The sequence below is a fragment of the Grimontia sp. NTOU-MAR1 genome (genome assembly GCF_035758505.1).
GTDB classification, from domain to species: Bacteria; Pseudomonadota; Gammaproteobacteria; order Enterobacterales; family Vibrionaceae; genus Enterovibrio; species Enterovibrio marinus.
On sequence record NZ_CP142109.1, the window covers coordinates 1,276,703 to 1,294,966 of the forward strand.

Consider the following 18,264-nt stretch of genomic DNA (forward strand, 5'->3'; position numbering starts at 1 on the left):
CCAGAATGCTTTGCAATATGCGATGGCATTGCTAATCAAGAAGCCGGGTATAAACGCCCGGTTCTTTGTTTTTTGAGTTCCTTCATCAGTTGTTCCGCGGTCATAGGCGCGTAGTAATAGTGCCCTTGAGCGAAGTTACATCCAATGTTTCTCAGTAACTCTTGCTGATCAATCGTCTCCACACCTTCCGCTACCACTTTCAATTGAAGCAAATTCGCCATGCTGACGACGGCCTGACAAATAACCAAATCATCTTTTGATTGCGGCAAATCTTTGATAAAGCCACGGTCGATTTTTACCGTATTAACCGGAAAGTGTTTCAGGTAAGCAAGCGAGGAATAGCCAGTCCCAAAGTCATCGATGGCGAGGCTGATGCCAGATGTGGTCAGTCGGTTAAGTATGTGCTGGTTACGCTCGAGGTTCTCGATGAATACTTGTTCAGTCAACTCTATTTGGACACGGGATGGTGGAATATCGTAGCGGGTAATTGAGCGGATCACATAGTCTGCCAGATAGCCGTCTTGGAACTCGTGTCCCGACACATTTATGGCGATACATTTTGGCGCGCAGCGCTCATCCAGCATATGGGAGAAGTGCTTGAGCGCAGTATCGACAACCCAGTGACCAAGGCGCTGCATTAAGCCTGTTTCTTCCGCAGTTTTGATAATGATGTCGGTGCTTATTGCCGAACCATTTTTTGCTTCCCATCTGACCAACGCTTCAACACCGACAATCTGCCTTGTGCGTAAATCTACCTGAGGTTGGAAATAGAGTTCTAGTTCGTCATTGTTGATCGCTTTTCTAATCGCTCGCTCCAATTCTTTTTTGTGATTGAGCTGATCTTGCATGGTCTGGTTGTACGCAACGACTTTACGGTTGCCGAGGGCACGGGCTTTATTTGCGGCGGTGTCAGCATGGCGAACCATATTTTCGGCACGGAGATCATCACTGTAACGATACGCAATACCGATGGCGCAACTGGTTAGTATGTCATTGTCTTCGATGTAGAACTCTTCTTCCAGACACATTCTTAATTGATTAGCCTGCATTTCCGCTTCCAACTGAGACATACCGGCGCAAGTAACCATAAATTGATCGTGGTTAGTGCGGGCAAGAATAGCATGGGGGGGTAATACAGTTTTAAAGCGTTTGGCGGCTTCAAAAACCAACTGATCAGCCACGATGTGGCCATACATATCATTTATCTCTCGCAGTTTGTCGAGAGAGAGACACATGAGCACAATGTCTTGTTCAGAACATAGTGCGCGATCAAGATACGACTGCAAAGCAAATCGGTTGGGAAGGTGGGTTTGTGGGTCATGATTCGCCGTAAATTGGAGCTGTGCTTCGACTTCACGCCTCTGAATGATTTCTTTCTTGAGTTTATGTACTGTTTTGGACTCTGCGCGGCGGCCAATGATGTTGACCTCAAGAAGATACAGCGAGATAGCAACGAGAATAGTCACGACTAATCCAGCCAGAAATATCAGCATAGGTAGGGAAAAATAAACCTGATCGGATTCAGGTCGTTGCCAGACTGTTAGTTGCCAATGCTCATTAAGCGGCGACAATTCAACCGTATTCAACATCGCGCCACTGAAATCGGGGAGCTCGCCAATAAAAGGTGAGGAGCCATCACTTAACACCAAATGTTGCTCAGGGCGAAGAAATTCCGCAGCAATAGCTTTGACCATTTGTTCAATGTTGTAACTAGCGCCCAAGTAGCCTGTAACTCGACCTTCAAACAAAACAGGGTGAAGCATCTCAATTGAGACTGTGCCATCGGACGTAATCCTAACATCTGACGTTGAGAGTTGGGAAAGCACAGGCATGTTGGTAAATCTGACGGAAGGTGCTATCTGCCAAGCACTGTCTACCGGTTTCGGAACAAAGTATGAGGGGGTGGAATAGAGGATCTTCTGATCCTTATCCTGCCAGTAGACTCCAGAGAAAAAAGGAAAAGTGCGTTCAATACCTGTTGTTGCAATTTTCCAAATGTTTTGATCAACTTGGCCTCTATTCTGAAGGTCGTTAGCTAGCCAAACCAAAAAGTAGGCTTCTTTCTGTAAGTTGACCTCAATGGCTCTTTGAACCCGGTTCACTTCTACGTTCAACATCTGGTTTTGGAGATCTATCTGCCGTGAGAGTGCACTTTTATATAGTGTGAAGGTCGAAATCAGGATAAAAACGCAAACCACCACAATGCCCAGTAGTGATAAAAATCTTGGTGCATTGGAGTCTGTGGATGTGATGTTATCAGAAAGAAGCGGTACAGAAGGCAAATTTAACCCTTATAAATGAGCCATGTATCTCTTTATAAAGTCTATGTCATATATATGAGATAGCAATGTGAAATAGTATAAAAATCCCAGAAACTCAGAACCTCTCAATGGTTTTAAGAATCTGATTCTTTAACAACTGTTCTACGTGCAATTTGCCTCGAATTGAACACATTGATGCCCTCTGAATGCGAGCATCTTCAGTTTATTTGGATATATAAGATCTCGCTTCGGCAACACGAGCTGTTTTTTTGACCTTGTGAAGGCGTCGAAGAATGGAGAAAAAACGCGGTTAAATCGAAATCGTTGGTTAAGGTGGTTAATATTGTGAGTTCAACCTTAACTATCTAAACAGCAGAATTAAACACCAAGAAACTGCTTTATTTATGATTGATATGGATAAATTAGAGGTTTCTCTAACGAAGCAGTACGTTTTGGAGATTATGCAAAGCGTGAGAATAATTTTGAATTAGTCTCGTATTTTTACAAAGTTTGCATTGATATTTATCCTATGCTTAGAAGCAATGATTTGGGATTCAACAGGAGCCGCAGTGGCTTGGCTCAGAAAACACGTTAAAGCGCTATCAATAATTTTATTTTCTGTTCTTTTTGCTTATTTTTCTCAGTTTGCTGTTTCTAACTGGCTGGTGAAGAAAAAGATAAAGGAAGATGTTTCGGTGCTATCACAGCTCTACTCAGAACTCTATCGCCAGAGTTTTGAGCAGATGCGATCACTCGAAGAAAACCTGCTCTATCAATGTGACATTGACGATGTTGAGCTGTTGAGTGAAGCGAAAGACGAAAACATGTTTATTGAATATGTGGACCTTCATCTACCAAACGGGCGCTCCTGCTCAATTTACAATAGCGATCAAGCTGGACGAGAAATGATCTCCATCTCGTCGGAGGATGAGATTATATTCGACAAAGTGTCGTTGATTTTGAGTGATAATCAGTTTGAAGAGATGCGACTTCGTAATGAACAAGGGTTGCTTCGCTTCATCTTTCAACAGCCGCGAAACTTCCTTTCTAGCTGTAACCAATGCTTATACATGGTGGTAAAGGTAAACGGCCGGGAGATATCGCTCTATCAACGCAACGACCTACCTTATCGCCAAGTTTATAGCGCTGAGCTTGATGGCGACCTCAACGTTAGTTTGTACATCAATGAAGATGGCGTCGAGTACCTAGTCGGAGATCTGGTGACCTTGTTTGCGGGGCTGGTGATTTTGTTTGGTGTGTTAATTGCTGTTGGTGTGGAGCTAAATCAGTCAGAGCGAAAGGGCCTGACCGGTTTATTGAACGAAGCGATTGAATCTAATGCGCTAAAGCCATTCTATCAACCGATAGTGATGCCTCATGACAACGGCTACAAGATAGTGGGTGCGGAAGTGCTGGTACGTTGGCGGGCAAGTGATGGTGAGTTTATACCGCCGGATACCTTTATACCGCTTGCCGAGCAGAACGGTTCGATTGACCGGATAACGGATCAATTGATTGATAATGTTTTGGCTCACTTGAACGATATCCAGGTTCCCTCGGGCTTTTTTGTGAGTGTGAATGTGTCGCCAAGCTACCTAGAGAAATTCGATACCGCTGATAATATCCTTGGGAAAATCGAAGCGGCAGGGTTGGACCCACATTTACTCTCGCTCGAAATCACTGAGCGTACAAAGTTTGGTGACTTGAACAAAGCGGCGGTTTGTATTGAAGCGCTGACAGACAAGGGTATCTCTATCAAACTCGATGACTGTGGGACAGGGTACGGCGCTTTTTCTTACCTTCATGTCTTAAACATCGACACGATTAAGATTGATCGCATGTTTGTTGACGGTATTGGTTTGGAAGATTTTAAAAACACCATTCTTGATTCAATACTCGCTTTTGCACGCGAGTCAAAGCTCCATGTGGTGGCGGAAGGGGTCGAAACCAAAGTGCAGGCGGACTATCTCATCAAGTCAGGCGTAGAGATGTTGCAAGGCTCATATTTCGGAGATCCTGTACCCTTTGATGTGTTCCGCAAGCTTGTTGACAGTGATGATCTCATTGAAACTCAAAACATGGCTCTTCAATAATCCCTCCCGATTGCGGTCTGATCGGCCGCTATTTCGTCACTCAGTTCACACAATTCCATAAGGTGTGAGCTTCATCAATAAATACTCATTGAAGTGATAGAATAATCAATGAGATCAATTTCTTATCTTTTCGTAAATCAGCAGACTAATGGCTAGACTTGAAATATTCTGATTGGAAAGACGTTCATTTTATTGACCTCAGATAGATTTGGTCTAAGCAAGAGAAACTCTTTGAGTTTTAGACACTCAAAGAGTCAAACAGGGTTTTAGGAAGTGTTTTATGTTTAAATCTTTTTTTCTGAATAGGCGCTGGTTTCATTGGTCGATACTAGGCTCAGTGCTGATCCTCAGCGTGACTTGGTACAAGGTACAACTGGATGTTAGGATTAACGAGTGGTTTGGAACCTTCTACAACCTTATTCAGGAAGCGCTCTCCGAACCCAACAGCGTGCCGTTTGAACAGTTCCAAGATTCTTGTATTGATTTTCTGTATATCGCCCTGATCTATATTGTGGTCGCTGTTTTGTTGGAGTTCTTCATTCGCCACTATGTGTTCAGATGGCGGACTGCTATGAATGATTATTACGTTTCGCACTGGGGGAAAATTCGCCATATTGAAGGGGCATCACAGCGTATTCAGGAAGATACGATGCGTTTTGCCCGAATTGTGGAGTCGTTAGGTGTGAGCTTTATGCGCTCGATAATGACACTCTTTGCCTTCCTGCCCATCCTTTGGGTACTGAGTGAAAACGTTACTGAGTTACCATGGATTGGCGAAGTGGCTCATTCCCTCGTTTACCTTGCTATTCTCTCTGCGTTGTTTGGTACCGTGCTACTGGCGGTTGTGGGCATCAAACTACCGGGGTTGGAGTTTAACAACCAGAAAGTTGAAGCTGCTTACAGAAAAGAATTGGTGTTTGGCGAAGACCATGCAGAGCGCGCAGAGCCTGAGTCGCTCAGGGAGTTGTTCTCCAACGTCAGACGCAACTATTTCAATCTCTACCGCCATTACTTGTATTTCGATATTGCGAAATGGTCATATTTACAGGGAGCAGTGATCGTACCTTACATTGCACTTGGTCCAACGATTGTTTCCGGTGCAGTTACCTTGGGTGTGCTTCAGCAAATTATCCGAGCGTTTGGCAAGGTTGAGGATTCATTCCAGTTTCTGGTGAACTCTTGGTCTACGATTGTTGAGCTGATGTCTATTTATAAGCGCTTAAAAGGTTTCGAAGAACAAATCGATTTAGCTATTGAAGCAGAGAAATCAGCGGCAACTGGTTAACTGAAGAACCGCTCCATATGCGACAGGCACCTCTCATTGCAATAGGAGAGGTGCCTTTCTATTTTTTGCTCAATTTATCAACTTGTACAGAAAATATTTTTTGTACAAGAGTGATCCTTCCCTATGCTTAAGTTGTACAAATAGTAAAACGTGTACAACTAGGAGCAACATCATGACTATCAAAATCGGCGTAAGCTCATGCGTCATTGGCGATAAAGTTCGCTTTGACAGCGGACACAAACGCAGCCACTTTGTGGCCAGCGAGCTAGAGCCTTTCGTTGACTTTGTATCCGTTTGCCCAGAAGTCGGCATAGGCCTACCCGTCCCGCGCCCAACTATCCGTTTGCTAGACCGTGGAGAGCCAATCGGTGTGCGTTTGGTGGAAACGAAAGACGCCGATGCCGACTACACAGAGAAAATGGCCAAGTTCAGCAGAGACAAAGCAGAGCACCTATCGGGTTTAGAGCTTTGTGGCTACGTCGTTTGCGCGAAGTCGCCTACGTGTGGCATGGAAAGAGTCAAGGTGTATAGGGAGAGCGGGTATGTGGCCTCAGAAAAAGTTGGAGTTGGTCTTTACACCCAGGCGCTCATGAAGCGTATGCCTTGGCTTCCAATAGAAGAGGATGGCCGCCTGAATGACCCGATACTCAAAGAGAACTTTGTTTTCCGCATTTTCGCTCTACGAGATTTCTATGATTCTGTGGCTGACGGAGTAACACGCCATGCTATCGTAGCTTTTCACTCTCGCTACAAACTGGTTTTAATGGCTCACTCGCCCTCGGATTACAAGGCGTTAGGCAAATTTGTGGCGGATATCGCCAACCACGATATTAACGAATTTTTCACCGAATACCGAACCCGATTCATGCAGGCTATTGCCAAACGTGCTACTCGTAAAAATAACACGAATGTGCTTATGCACCTCCAAGGTTACTTTAAGCGTGCGCTTGATAAGCAGCAAAAAGCGGAGCTTGCTGACTTAATACATGCTTACCGAAAGGGCACTATGCCCCTCTTGGCCCCGTTGACCCTTATCAATCATCACCTCAATCAAAACCCGGACGCTTATTTACAACAACAAAGCTACCTGCATCCTTATCCGGATAGTCTGAGATTACGATATGGACTCTAAAGAAAAAATGCTGTCCATTGGCGAAGTGTCAGAACATACGGGAGTGAACTCTGTGACTTTGCGTGCGTGGCAGCGTCGTTATGGCCTTATCACCCCGAAAAGAACACCTAAAGGCCACCGACTCTACTCGGAGCAGGATGTTAAACACATTCGGGAAATCCTTTCTTGGCTCGACAAGGGAGTTCCCGTCAGCCAAGTCAAGGAACTCTTGGGGACAAACCCTAGTCAATTTGCAAAAACTGAAAACTTGCCGGAGTTTGATACGTTAAAAGCCCTTGTGATGAGCTTAGATTTGAAAGGTTTGGAGACACGCCTCTATGAGCTGACCAAAACCTATCCCATTCACGTGCTTGAAGCGAAATTGTTTCAACCTTTAACCGATTGGTTTGACGCGCAATCCTCGGAAGCTGGAGTTCTTTTTGCGCAGATATGGCGTGCTGAACTGACTAGCGTACTGGTCCACTGTTTGCTTATGAGTAAGAAAGTGAAAGGTAAGGACCGTTGTTGGATTGTTAGTATTTCAAGGGACCAAAGTTATCACTTCTACCTGAAAGCACTTTTGCTGCAGTCGGAAGGTTACGTCGTCACAACCTTGGATGGAATAGGTTCCGGTTTGTCCATTCTATGCAGTAGCTTGGTGGAAAAAGGTGTGAAGCGTTTTGTTATTCATTCTGATCAGGCTTTCACACCAGTGATGAGACGGGAGATTGCTGAGCTTGTTGTTTTACCGTCTATTGATATAGAAATTTCAGGTGAATGTAAGAAGATTTATCCAGAACTTGCAATGGCAAGCGCAGTAGATTGCAACAAAACCCCAAGTAATGTTTAAGGGAGCGTGAAGATGAAGCTGGTTTGGTTCCGCAGAGACCTAAGGATTAAAGATAACATTGCTTTGACGGAAGCTTGCCGAAACGGTGAGCCTGTTATTGCTATCTATTTCGAAACACCGATCCAATGGCGTGCGCATCGGATGGCTCCGATTCAGGCCGATTTAATCCATCGCCGCCTCGCTGTTCTTAAGCAAGAACTAAAAGCACTAAATGTTCCTTTAATTGTGCGATCTGTTGATACGTTTAAAGATATTAACCAGTCTTTGGCGCAACTTTGCCAGCAATATCAGATTGCAGATATCTACTGCACAAAGGATTACGAGTCTGATGAAGTGGACCGCGACAATTCGATTGCAGGCATGCTCAGCTTAACAGGAACAATGCTTCACAGCTTTGACTACAAGTGTATTTTTGCTCCGGGGACAGTGACCAATGGAGCGGGTAATACGTATCGAGTTTTTACGCCATTCAAAAAAGCGTGGATAGCAAAGGCTATGCAGGCAGATTTATCACCGTTGAACGCGCCTGAACCTGTCCAAACCAATGTCATTACTTCATCGCTTCTTAGCGAAGCGTGCAGTATTTCACTGCGATATCCCCAAGTAGACTCTGTTGGTTGGCCGATTGATGACAGCGCCATCATACAGCGACTCAGAGACTTTTGCCGTTATCGTGTCGAACAGTATGAATCGACAAGGGATTTCCCCGCTATCCCTGCCACTAGTCAACTCTCGCCATATTTGGCTATTGGCGCTATTTCTCCTCGCCAGTGTTTGGCTCGTTTGCTGGTGGAAGAACCTCATTGTTTCGACAAAAGCTCCGGTGGTGCAAATGTCTGGCTGTCAGAGTTAGTGTGGCGTGAGTTCTACCAGCACATCGTTGCGGCATATGCCGATATCAGCAAAGGCAAAGCATTTCTTGAATGGACAGATTCGATCGAGTGGAGTCAAGATGAGCTATTGTTTGAGCGTTGGAAGCAAGGCCGTACGGGCTACCCAATCGTTGATGCTGCAATGCATCAGTTGAACGACACTGGGTGGATGCACAACCGCCTTCGCATGATCGTGGCAAGCTTTTTGGTGAAAGACCTACATATCGATTGGCGATGGGGTGAGCAGTATTTTATGAGTAAGCTCATCGACGGTGATTTTGCTGCTAACAACGGTGGCTGGCAGTGGTCGGCATCTGTTGGTACCGATGCCCAACCTTATTTTCGCGTGTTTAACCCAACGGCGCAAAGCAAGAAGTTTGATCCTAATGCGCGCTTTGTCCGTAGATGGTTGAAAGAACTGGAGTCAGTTCCAGACAAGTCACTTCATGAGCCACACGCTTGGGCTGAAAAAAACGGAATTGAACTCTCTTATCCAAAGCCGGTTGTTAACCACAAGGCGGCGAGGGAAAAAGCCATCCAAATGTTCGAGGTGGCAAAAAACTACCAGAGCACGCATAGGGCCGAATCATGATACATGCAGCAACGACATCCCACAGCGACGCGTTAGACCGCTTTATCACTGTCTACACTTCGCTCCGCAAGGATAACCTCAGCACACTGGAAGAGATTTACAGTGAGGATGTCGTATTTGAGGACCCTGCACATCGTATTGAAGGATATGACAACCTTTCGCGATACTTTGAAACCATGTACGCCAATGTCACCGACTGCCGCTTCGATATTCACGATCACGCTGTAAACGGAGAGGTCGCCTTTATTAGTTGGACGATGACACTCTCTCACCCAAAGCTGGAAGGTGGTGCGGAAAGGGCTGTTAACGGGTGTACACGTTTGGTGTTAAAAGAAGGTCGCGTCATTTTGCACCGCGACTACTTCGACTTGGGAGAAATGCTTTATGAAGCGTTGCCAGTCTTGGGCATAGCGGTTCGTATCATCAAGAAGAGACTTGGCCAATGAAACGTGTACTCATCACAGGGGCGACATCGGGTATTGGGTTGCAACTGGCAAAGGACTATGCCGGCGACGGTTGGGACGTGACTGCCTGTGGTCGCAATGTGATAGCGCTTCAAACTTGGGCTGAGGGTCGTGACAACGTAACAGTACTTAGTTTCGATGCGACAAATACCGAGGCGACGAAAGCAGCGTTGTCAAACGACAGCTTATCCTACGACCTGATCATCTTAAATGCAGGCACCTGTGAATACATCGACTTCGGCGTCATTGACGTATCGTTATTTAAACGCGTTTTCGACATCAACCTCTTTGGGGTCCTGAACTGTATAGAAGCGCTTCAGGCCAATTTCCAGCAGGGCAACCACCTTGCGCTAATGGGTTCTACCGCAGCTTATCTCGGCTTACCAAGAGCTGAAGCATACGGTGCGTCGAAAGCGGCTGTCTCCTACCTAGCTCGTTCGCTTTCAGTAGATTTGGAACACAAAGGCATTTCCGTGTCACTTATTTCCCCTGGGTTTGTAAAAACGCCACTCACTGACAAAAACGATTTCGTTATGCCGATGCTCGTAACGCCTGAAGAGGCGTCCGCATCAATCCGACATGGCTTGGCGAAAAAGAAAGCCGAAGTGCACTTTCCGAAGAAGTTCACTTGTTTCCTAAAGTTTTTGTCTTCACTGCCAATGGCAATTCAACTGGCGCTGGTAAGAAAAATAACAAGGAAAGCATGATGAAAATCGCAATTATCGGCTCGGGTATCTCAGGCCTCACATGTGCCCACTACTTGCACAAAGAGCACGACATCACGTTGTTTGAATTCAATGACTACGTGGGTGGTCATACCGCTACCGTTGATGTCGAAGTTGCCAGTGGGCACTATGCGATAGATACCGGATTTATCGTGTTCAATGATCGTACCTATCCGAACTTCCAACGACTAATGGCTGATATCGGGATTGGTGAGCAAGAAACTGAGATGAGCTTCAGTGTTCATAACGATGACAACGGCCTTGAATACAATGGACACAGTCTGACATCGCTGTTTGCGCAAAAGCGAAATTTGCTTAATCCAAAATTCTACAAATTTATCTCTGAAATTTTGCGATTTAATAAAGAGGCGCGAGAAGCGTACGCCGTGTCTACCCATGGTGACCCGCTCGTAGAGCAAACTTTGGGAGACTTCCTTACGCGACGCAAGTTCAGCGATTATTTCTGCCAGAATTATATTCTCCCGATGGGGGCAGCAATTTGGTCTTCAACATTGTCTGACATGCGTGCATTCCCATTGAAATTCTTCTTACGGTTTTTTGCCAATCACGGCCTGCTTGAAGTAGCTAACCGCCCCCAGTGGTATGTCGTGCCCGGCGGTTCTCGTGAGTATGTGCGAAAGATGGTGCCTCCCTTTGAAAACAGCATCCGTTTAAACGCGCGCGTCAATCGGGTTTTCCGCTACTTCGACCACGCTGTGGTGGAATCTGACAAAGGCGATGAATACTTTGATAAGGTCATATTCGCCTGTCACAGTGATCAAGCATTGGCACTCTTAGCAGACCCGTCTAAAAATGAAATCGAGGTACTAGGCGATATAAGTTATCAAGACAATGATGTTGTTCTGCATACTGATGAGACACTGCTTCCAAAGCGAAAAGCCGCGTGGGCGAGTTGGAACTACCACCTTGGTAAAAACGATGGCCTTGAATCACGCCCTGCTGCACTGACCTATAACATGAATATTCTCCAGGGCATAAAATCGCCTGAAACCTTTTGCGTCACCCTTAACCAAACCGAGAACATAGACGAGTCGAAAATTCTAAGACAGTTTGTCTACGCCCACCCTGTATTCGACCAGAAATGTATTGCCGCTCAAAATAAACGCGAACTGATATCGGGCATTAACAACACCTGGTTCTGTGGCGCTTATTGGTACAACGGTTTCCATGAAGACGGTGTCCGAAGTGCACTTGATGTGGTGGAGGGAATTAACTCTAACGTAGAACTAATGACACTTCGGACAGCGTCATGAACAGCGATTCACTGAGTGGCTTATTTGTCGGGAGTGTCCGTCATCGTCGCTTTATGCCAGTGGAACATGCGTTCTCTTACCCGATGTTTATGCCGCTCATCGATTTAGATGAAGTCGAGGAACTGGCCGAGTCGGTGAGGGGATTCACGACTAAAAAGTGGGGAATGGCTGCTTTTCACCGACCTGACTACATGGAAGGGCATGAAGATACCAAAAAATCGGTTCAGGAGAAGGTCTTTGCACTGACTGGAAAACGCTACAACGGTAAGGTGTTGGCTCTTTGCCACCTCCGTTATTTTGGCCTCTACTTCAGCCCGGTGAATTTCTATTACCTTTACGATGATAAGGGGCAGTGGGTCTATTTGCTTGCTGAGGTTAGCAACACGCCCTGGAATCAGCGACATTACTATGCAATCCCAGCGGGAAAGCACTGGGAGAACAGTAAAGCATTTCATGTCTCGCCCTTTAATCCCATAGAGCAAACGTATGTATGGAAATTACGTCCTGTCGACAAGACAGCGTTCGTACATTTGGAAACTCATCGTGAAAACAGGGAATTCGACGCAACGCTCGCGATGAAAAGGAACCCGTTTACGTCGTCTGAGCTCATCAAGCTGATTGCACGAACTCCCGTCATGACGGTGAAAGTCGTGTTTTCTATTTACTGGCAAGCGCTAAAACTCTGGATAAAAGGCGCGCCATTTTACGGTCATCCTGCGCAGGCAAAGGAGTAATTATGTATTCAAGCAATATCGAAACATCAGCCTGGCCAGCCACGAAGAAGGACACCTTCGCGAGAAGTATGTTGGTTTCCACGCTTGGCCACCTAGATGGGGCTTCACTAACCTTAGTCGATTACGATGGGCAAACAAAAAATCTGGGCGATCCCAATGCTGATCTCCATGCTGAGGTCATTGTTCGTCATCCCGGTTTCTACCGGCGCGTGCTGACAGGCGGTAGCATTGGTGCTGCAGAAGCATACATTGATGGATGGTGGGATTCGCCCGATTTGACGGCGGTGATTCGCGCAGTGTGTCGTAATCTGCCAGCGTTAGATCGCCTAGAAAACAAAGTGGGTTGGATTGTCAACATCGCCACTAGAATAGCCCACTGGAAAAACCGCAATACCAAAGAGAACTCGCGATCAAATATTTCCGCGCACTATGACCTTGGTAATGATCTCTATGAACGCTTCCTCGATCAGGAAATGCTTTATTCAAGCGGTATTTACGAAAACGACACTGATAATCTTGAACGGGCCCAGTTCATCAAAATGGATCGGTTGTGTCGCCAGCTAAAGCTGACTCCATCGGACCATCTCATAGAGATCGGCACGGGCTGGGGAGGTATGGCGATCCATGCGGCTAAGCATTATGGGTGTCGTGTAACGACGACGACAATCTCCAATGAACAGTACGAGTGGGCTAAGAGTCGAGTTGAACGAGAAGGCTTAAACGACAAGGTCACCTTATTGAAGAAAGACTACCGTGATCTTGAAGGACAATATGACAAGCTCGTCTCGATTGAAATGGTCGAAGCTGTTGGTAAGCAATTTCTGACCACATACATCCAGAAGTGTGAATCTCTCTTGAAGCCAAATGGCTTGATGGCCTTGCAGGCGATAACGATCGCCGACCAGCGATACGAGTACTACAGCAGTAACGTGGATTTCATTCAAAAACACATTTTCCCAGGTGGTTTCCTTCCTTCGGTCAGTGTCCTTCTGGACCGGTTCACTGTTAAAACTGACTTGGTTGTTCGCGACCTTAAAGACATTGGTCTTGATTACGCTAGAACGTTGGAAGATTGGCATCAACGCTTTAATGAAAACTTAAAAGAACTGGCTGAGCTGGGTTACGACGAGCGTTTCGCACGTTTGTGGCGCTACTATTTCTGTTACTGCGAAGGTGGCTTCCGCGAGCGTACCATCAGTACGGTTCAGTTAGTGCTAAGCCGCCCGGACTGGCGAGAATAAAGCCACTGTGGGTTAGGAGGAAGTATGCGAATAGTTCTGATATCTTTGACGTTCAATGCTTTCTGGTTTGCCGCGGTGTTGGGCCAGAACAGCATGCTTCCTTTTCTTGTATTAGCTCTCATCGGCGCGGTATTGCTCGATCGTGGTGTGCTTTTCGCAGTGCCACTGTTCACACTGATCGGTATAGCGGGCGATACCGTACTCATCCATCTACAAATCTTAAAATTCGAGACGTCCTTTATGCCGCTTTGGCTTGGGTTTCTCTGGGCAGGCTTTGGTACCTACATATGGCTTGTTCGAGATTGGCTAATTACAAAGCCATTTTGGCTTTTGGTGGCTACAGGCGCAGTCGGCGGCGCGGGGAGTTATCTCGGCGGAGCGCGTCTTGGAGCGGTAGAGTTCTCGATGTCGCCTACCAGCACAGCACTTGTGCTTGCTGCTGCTTGGTTTATCTATAGCACAGTGTTTCTGGTCATTTTGAAGCGTCTTTCACGGAAGGGGGAAGCATGTCTAAAACCACATCTTTCTATGACGGAAAAGCCTTTGGCGGAAAAAGAGTAGCGGGATTACTTTTAACGCTCTTTCTCGCTTTCTCATTGTCAACGACTCTCAATGCCAGTCCTAAAACACAAGCATCAACTGACGATTGGGTATGGTGGAAATCTGTTGGTTCGGCTTCTCTTTCCTGGGGCTTCTGGAAAATTTACGACAGCGAATTGCGCACCCCGAGTGGAGCGTTTGTCCCCGCCACAGGAGAGCCGCTTGCTCTGGTGATCACATACAGCCGCGATATCGACGCAGACGATTTACTTGATGCGACTGTCGAACAATGGGAACACCTTGGCTTCAGTAACCAGCAAATTAAAGGTTGGCTGCCGCAAATGCAGAATGTCTGGCCGGATGTGAAAGAAGGTGACAGGCTGATTTATGTCTTGTCAGAAGACAAAGGGCAATTTTTCTATCAGCCAAGAAATGGAAAAGCATCGGCTTCTGGAACGCTAAACACCTCGGATATTGCCAATGCTTTCTCGGCAATTTGGCTCTCGCCTGCGACGGCTTACCCATCTCTACGTCTTGCTCTCATTGGAGGAAATGCTGAGTGAAAAAACTCATCACAGTATTCGCATTGATCACCGCATTGATTGGCTGTTCTGCTTCTTTGGAAGATTACAAAGCAGCCAGCCCCAAGTTTAATCTTTTTCAGTACTTTGACGGGAAAACTCTCGCGTGGGGGATGGTACAGGATTACAAAGGAAAGCAAACCCGACGTTTTGAGGTGAGCATTATTGGTACGGTAGAAGGAGACCGGATTACCTTGGACGAAGACTTTATTTTCGATGATGGTGAAAAGCAGAAGCGCATCTGGACTATCACCCGACTCGGAGATGGCAGTTACGAGGGGACAGCGGGTGATGTTGTAGGCACTGCGAAAGGAAGTGAGTCAGGCAATGCCCTCAACTGGATTTACGATCTCAGCGTAGAAGTCGGCGACAGTACTTATGTACTGACACTTGATGACTGGCTTTACCGTCAGGATGAAAAACGCGCCTTTAACCTAACTTCGATGAAAAAATTCGGCGTGGAGGTCGGTAGGATATCGATATTCTTTGAGAAGCAAGACTAACCGGCGCCTCGTGCCATACTGACTACCCGTTGGACAATCCACCTCAGTAACAGCGGTATATCATCTTCTAAATGTTGTTCTGTGTACTCAATGATGGCTAGGGCGGCATCAGGTTTCGCGTACTTTTTTAGTGCACGCGCAATAATTTTCTTAGGGGCGATGTGGGTATCGCCTTCAGCCTTTGCCATCTCCCGAAACAGCGGCTCATACCCGTGGCTAAACAGATAATGCTCAATGTCTCTGTCAGGCAGCAGGGTAAGGCGATGTTTCTCTTTCTCTCCATCTAGTTTACTGCGAGCAGTATGTGCGTATTTCTGGCCTGCCATGTCGCCATCTGCGATGACATGCCATTCAATACCTAAAGCAATTGCGAGCTTAATAAGAGGCTTCAATCCGCTTTGTGCGAATTCGATCAGTTGTACGCCTTCCGCTGCCAGATCGTAACCCTGAATACGTGCCATCTCATTGAATAACCAGACTTCTGTTTCGCCTTCCACCAGCAGCCAACAACGTGCGAAAAGGGCACTTGGACGATGGAACCTTACATGAAACGATACTCTGCGCTCTTCGTCTTTACTTAAACTTTTTGGTGGCACTTGGTGAGATTCTGTAAGTGTTGCACCGCGCTCTAAGCGACGGATACTGGCTAGCGGTACTGCTGAGAGTAAATCCCCGCTATTGGTCGTCAGAATTTTCTGCATGGGCATAATACTGATAAGGCGCCATGCCTGATTGAGTAAGGTTGGATGTAGGCGGCTTTCCGGATCTTCGAAGATCACAATGGGTCGTGCATTGGCTTTCAGTTGCTTTGGGCCGCGGGCACGAACAAAGGTACTCAACAAGCCCATCAACAAGAGACGACTATGGTTTGACGTATTATTTGCAACCAACTCCAAGGGATGAACGTAGTTGGCGCGCATATTCAGGTGCCTGGAAGGTTCGATTTCCGCCGGAGAACGGTTGTGACTGTCAAACGCAAAATAGTGGTCGAGAAGGGTACGCATAGCTTTCAAGCCACTACGGACTTCCCCTTTGTTAACATGACCAGGCTTTTGCTGAAGTCGCTTGACTGTGTTTTCCAGCCGCTTTTCCAGACGCGTTTTGTTACCATTTAAATCCAGATCGTTGTCTCGTAGACGACGCGCATCCTGAATGCGAACGATAGGGTGTAAGAGAATAAGTTTACGCGCTAAGCTTTCACTATTTAATGTTTCAATAATGGCACCGTCTTGACCAAGAAAGTCACGCGTTACCGTGATCTTCCCATCAACGTGGAGCGCATTGATATGGAAATCTAATCGGCGCAGCCCATTGTCGTCACAGCCATTCCAAACCTCATTGAATTGGCGATAGCGCCTTGCTCTATGTTCACCAGAGAAGGACTCAATCCAACGGAAAATAATTTGGATTTGGTTGGTTTGGGCATTGCCTAATGTGTAGTCGATATGGAAATCAGAGCGAATGAATTCGTATTGTTTGCCAGAAGAAGGCAGGCAAAGGGAAAGGGCATCTAGTAGGGAACTTTTACCCCAAGCGTTTTCTCCGATGAGCACGGTGAGCTCATCAAGACTCAAAGAAAGGCGTCGAATGCCCCTGAAACCGGAAATCTCAATGCGATCTAACTTCATAACCACCTCTATTAAAGCCTAAGACAGATAACCAGCGAGCGGAGGTGTGAACATCACGGTTTTTCTGATTTGACAGATTTTTCTGTTTTCTATCAGCTGATTGTGACACATTTGCAACAATCATAATTTCTTATGCATCCCGAAACGAATACAAAACGTCTCTTATCGGGTCATATAAGTACCAAAGGTCTATAGACCCTAGGCCTGAAAAGACATCAAAATTGGCTTTGGAATAAGAACAAGGAACGAGAAAACCCATGCTATCTTTCGAAGCGCTTCAGGTATTGGATGCCATCGAGCGCAAAGGCAGCTTTGCTGCCGCTGCTGACTCACTCAACCGGGCTCCTTCATCGTTAAGCTATCAAGTTCAAAAGATCGAACAAGATTTAGACCTAGTGATTTTTGACCGCTCCGGACATAAAGCCATCTTTACAGATGCAGGTAAGTTGCTGCTTGAAAGAGGACGTATTCTGATGAACGCTGCTGACGAGCTAGTGGCGGATGCGAAATCTTTAGCTCATGGTTGGGAGTTGGACATTACGATCGCATTCGATGGCTTGTTGACCGCCCGTCATTTCTTTCCGCTGGTGGATAAACTTGGTCGCGAAGCCAGCACGCGTGTGCGTCTTCAAGAAGAGATCCTAGCTGGCGCATGGGAGTCTCTTGAGGACGATCGTACTGATATCTTGATCAGTCCCAAGCCCCCTGCTGCGCCTCCAGGCATCAAAATACAGGAAATTGGGTATTCAGATGGCTATTGGGTGGCGGCAGCCAATCACCCCATTCACCGTCACTCTAACCCCTATGATGCAGACGTGCGTCGTCTTTACCGCAGTATTTCAGTCGCGGACTCTGCGCGCAGTACCAAAACCTATACCTTTAACATTCTCGATGAGCAGCCACGTTTGACGGTTTCTTCAATGACAGAAAAATACCACGCAATCCTTGATGGTTATGGTATCGGAACCATGCCAGATTGGTGGGTGAGCAAAGACATTGAGGAAGGCCGCCTGAAGGTGATTAAAGGCAGCAAGCCTTACAAGCTCTGTTGGGTGATGGCGTGGAAGCGACTTCGAATGGGGAATGCGAAAAGCTGGATGATCCGTGAAATTCCTAGATTACTAAAAGTGATTCAGCCTATTCCTGAAGAAAAAGCAGGATAACGCTGCACATGGAGCAATCAATGATCAGACACGTACTACTGGTAAAACTCAAGCCGACTTCTAATGAAGCGGATTTTGAAGAAATTCGCGAAGAGTTTATGTCGATGATTGAACGTGTCGAAGGTGTTGTCTCTGTTGAGTGGGGTGAAAATGACAGTCCTGAAGGTAAAAACAAAGGCTACACACATGTTGTCTTTATGACCTTTGCCGATGAAGAAGGACGCCAGAACTATTTACTCCACCCGGAGCATGAGGCGTTGAAAGAAGTGTTTGTGCCGCATATTGAAGATATTATTGTGGTGGATTATACCTTACCTGTTGCTTGATTCGACGGGCATTGAACAGCA

Annotated in this window: 17 protein-coding genes; 15 read left to right on the forward strand and 2 right to left on the reverse strand. The window is 46.4% G+C overall.

Annotated elements, in window-relative coordinates:
• Positions 1–35: 35 nt before the first annotated feature.
• On the reverse strand, positions 36–2,117 hold the full coding sequence (locus VP504_RS23790; protein ID WP_232314453.1) for a putative bifunctional diguanylate cyclase/phosphodiesterase: 2,082 nt from the start codon (positions 2,115–2,117) through the stop codon (positions 36–38).
• Between the two features lie 713 nt (positions 2,118–2,830).
• Between VP504_RS23790 and VP504_RS23795 the strand changes: the two genes are divergently transcribed.
• From VP504_RS23795 to VP504_RS23855, 13 genes are all read left to right on the forward strand, one after another.
• Entirely contained in the window at positions 2,831–4,354 is a 1,524-nt protein-coding gene (locus VP504_RS23795; RefSeq protein WP_325894503.1) for an EAL domain-containing protein, read from the forward strand.
• A gap of 280 nt (positions 4,355–4,634) precedes the next feature.
• A complete protein-coding gene (gene sbmA / locus VP504_RS23800; protein WP_062711456.1) occupies positions 4,635–5,639 on the forward strand; it encodes a peptide antibiotic transporter SbmA in 1,005 nt (334 codons plus the stop codon).
• 172 nt (positions 5,640–5,811) lie between these two features.
• Positions 5,812–6,771: a YbgA family protein gene (locus VP504_RS23805; RefSeq protein WP_325894504.1), complete on the forward strand. Its 960-nt coding sequence runs from the start codon at positions 5,812–5,814 to the stop codon at positions 6,769–6,771.
• Positions 6,761–7,600: a MerR family transcriptional regulator gene (locus tag VP504_RS23810; RefSeq protein WP_325894505.1), complete on the forward strand. Its 840-nt coding sequence runs from the start codon at positions 6,761–6,763 to the stop codon at positions 7,598–7,600. Before VP504_RS23805 ends, VP504_RS23810 begins: the two co-directional genes overlap by 11 nt.
• A gap of 12 nt (positions 7,601–7,612) precedes the next feature.
• Positions 7,613–9,064, forward strand: a complete 1,452-nt coding sequence (gene phrB, locus VP504_RS23815; protein WP_325894506.1) for a deoxyribodipyrimidine photo-lyase — start codon at positions 7,613–7,615, stop codon at positions 9,062–9,064.
• A complete protein-coding gene (locus tag VP504_RS23820; RefSeq protein ID WP_062711445.1) occupies positions 9,061–9,510 on the forward strand; it encodes a nuclear transport factor 2 family protein in 450 nt (149 codons plus the stop codon). The genes phrB and VP504_RS23820 overlap by 4 nt, the downstream gene beginning before the upstream one ends.
• Positions 9,507–10,235 (forward strand): SDR family NAD(P)-dependent oxidoreductase, encoded by a 729-nt coding sequence (locus VP504_RS23825; RefSeq protein ID WP_325894507.1) that lies wholly within the window; start codon positions 9,507–9,509, stop codon positions 10,233–10,235. Before VP504_RS23820 ends, VP504_RS23825 begins: the two co-directional genes overlap by 4 nt.
• Positions 10,235–11,527 carry an NAD(P)/FAD-dependent oxidoreductase gene (locus VP504_RS23830; RefSeq protein ID WP_325895434.1) on the forward strand — a complete coding sequence of 431 codons (1,293 nt, stop codon included), beginning with the start codon at positions 10,235–10,237 and terminating at the stop codon, positions 11,525–11,527. Before VP504_RS23825 ends, VP504_RS23830 begins: the two co-directional genes overlap by 1 nt.
• A complete protein-coding gene (locus VP504_RS23835) occupies positions 11,524–12,261 on the forward strand; it encodes a DUF1365 domain-containing protein (protein WP_325894508.1) in 738 nt (245 codons plus the stop codon). The genes VP504_RS23830 and VP504_RS23835 overlap by 4 nt, the downstream gene beginning before the upstream one ends.
• 2 nt (positions 12,262–12,263) lie before the next feature.
• On the forward strand, positions 12,264–13,502 hold the full coding sequence (locus VP504_RS23840; protein WP_325894509.1) for a cyclopropane-fatty-acyl-phospholipid synthase family protein: 1,239 nt from the start codon (positions 12,264–12,266) through the stop codon (positions 13,500–13,502).
• Between the two features lie 24 nt (positions 13,503–13,526).
• On the forward strand, positions 13,527–14,063 hold the full coding sequence (locus VP504_RS23845; RefSeq protein WP_325894510.1) for a DUF2878 domain-containing protein: 537 nt from the start codon (positions 13,527–13,529) through the stop codon (positions 14,061–14,063).
• Positions 14,009–14,605: a chalcone isomerase family protein gene (locus tag VP504_RS23850; protein WP_325894511.1), complete on the forward strand. Its 597-nt coding sequence runs from the start codon at positions 14,009–14,011 to the stop codon at positions 14,603–14,605. Before VP504_RS23845 ends, VP504_RS23850 begins: the two co-directional genes overlap by 55 nt.
• A gap of 8 nt (positions 14,606–14,613) precedes the next feature.
• A complete protein-coding gene (locus VP504_RS23855) occupies positions 14,614–15,126 on the forward strand; it encodes a DUF3833 domain-containing protein (protein WP_442788934.1) in 513 nt (170 codons plus the stop codon).
• On the opposite strand, the gene VP504_RS23860 is transcribed toward VP504_RS23855, so the two are convergent.
• Positions 15,123–16,754 (reverse strand): DUF2813 domain-containing protein, encoded by a 1,632-nt coding sequence (locus VP504_RS23860; protein WP_325894513.1) that lies wholly within the window; start codon positions 16,752–16,754, stop codon positions 15,123–15,125. The genes VP504_RS23855 and VP504_RS23860 overlap by 4 nt on opposite strands.
• Before the next feature lie 257 nt (positions 16,755–17,011).
• Between VP504_RS23860 and VP504_RS23865 the strand changes: the two genes are divergently transcribed.
• Positions 17,012–17,917 (forward strand): LysR family transcriptional regulator, encoded by a 906-nt coding sequence (locus VP504_RS23865; protein ID WP_325894514.1) that lies wholly within the window; start codon positions 17,012–17,014, stop codon positions 17,915–17,917.
• Positions 17,918–17,937: 20 nt separating this feature from the next.
• A complete protein-coding gene (locus tag VP504_RS23870; protein WP_325894515.1) occupies positions 17,938–18,243 on the forward strand; it encodes a Dabb family protein in 306 nt (101 codons plus the stop codon).
• The last annotated feature ends 21 nt before the right edge of the window (positions 18,244–18,264 follow it).

What these genes read in the sequence shown, in the direction of transcription:
- VP504_RS23835 (WP_325894508.1), top strand. Translation starts at nt 11,524, where the DNA reads ATGAACAGCGATTCACTGAGTGGCTTATTTGTCGGGAGTGTCCGTCAT.
- VP504_RS23790 (WP_232314453.1), bottom strand. Translation starts at nt 2,117, where the DNA reads ATGTTGAACGTAGAAGTGAACCGGGTTCAAAGAGCCATTGAGGTCAAC.
- VP504_RS23810 (WP_325894505.1), top strand. Translation starts at nt 6,761, where the DNA reads ATGGACTCTAAAGAAAAAATGCTGTCCATTGGCGAAGTGTCAGAACAT.
- VP504_RS23850 (WP_325894511.1), top strand. Translation starts at nt 14,009, where the DNA reads ATGTCTAAAACCACATCTTTCTATGACGGAAAAGCCTTTGGCGGAAAA.
- sbmA (WP_062711456.1), top strand. Translation starts at nt 4,635, where the DNA reads ATGTTTAAATCTTTTTTTCTGAATAGGCGCTGGTTTCATTGGTCGATA.
- VP504_RS23825 (WP_325894507.1), top strand. Translation starts at nt 9,507, where the DNA reads ATGAAACGTGTACTCATCACAGGGGCGACATCGGGTATTGGGTTGCAA.
- VP504_RS23840 (WP_325894509.1), top strand. Translation starts at nt 12,264, where the DNA reads ATGTATTCAAGCAATATCGAAACATCAGCCTGGCCAGCCACGAAGAAG.
- VP504_RS23845 (WP_325894510.1), top strand. Translation starts at nt 13,527, where the DNA reads ATGCGAATAGTTCTGATATCTTTGACGTTCAATGCTTTCTGGTTTGCC.
- VP504_RS23860 (WP_325894513.1), bottom strand. Translation starts at nt 16,754, where the DNA reads ATGAAGTTAGATCGCATTGAGATTTCCGGTTTCAGGGGCATTCGACGC.
- VP504_RS23805 (WP_325894504.1), top strand. Translation starts at nt 5,812, where the DNA reads ATGACTATCAAAATCGGCGTAAGCTCATGCGTCATTGGCGATAAAGTT.
- phrB (WP_325894506.1), top strand. Translation starts at nt 7,613, where the DNA reads ATGAAGCTGGTTTGGTTCCGCAGAGACCTAAGGATTAAAGATAACATT.
- VP504_RS23870 (WP_325894515.1), top strand. Translation starts at nt 17,938, where the DNA reads ATGATCAGACACGTACTACTGGTAAAACTCAAGCCGACTTCTAATGAA.
- VP504_RS23865 (WP_325894514.1), top strand. Translation starts at nt 17,012, where the DNA reads ATGCTATCTTTCGAAGCGCTTCAGGTATTGGATGCCATCGAGCGCAAA.
- VP504_RS23830 (WP_325895434.1), top strand. Translation starts at nt 10,235, where the DNA reads ATGAAAATCGCAATTATCGGCTCGGGTATCTCAGGCCTCACATGTGCC.
- VP504_RS23820 (WP_062711445.1), top strand. Translation starts at nt 9,061, where the DNA reads ATGATACATGCAGCAACGACATCCCACAGCGACGCGTTAGACCGCTTT.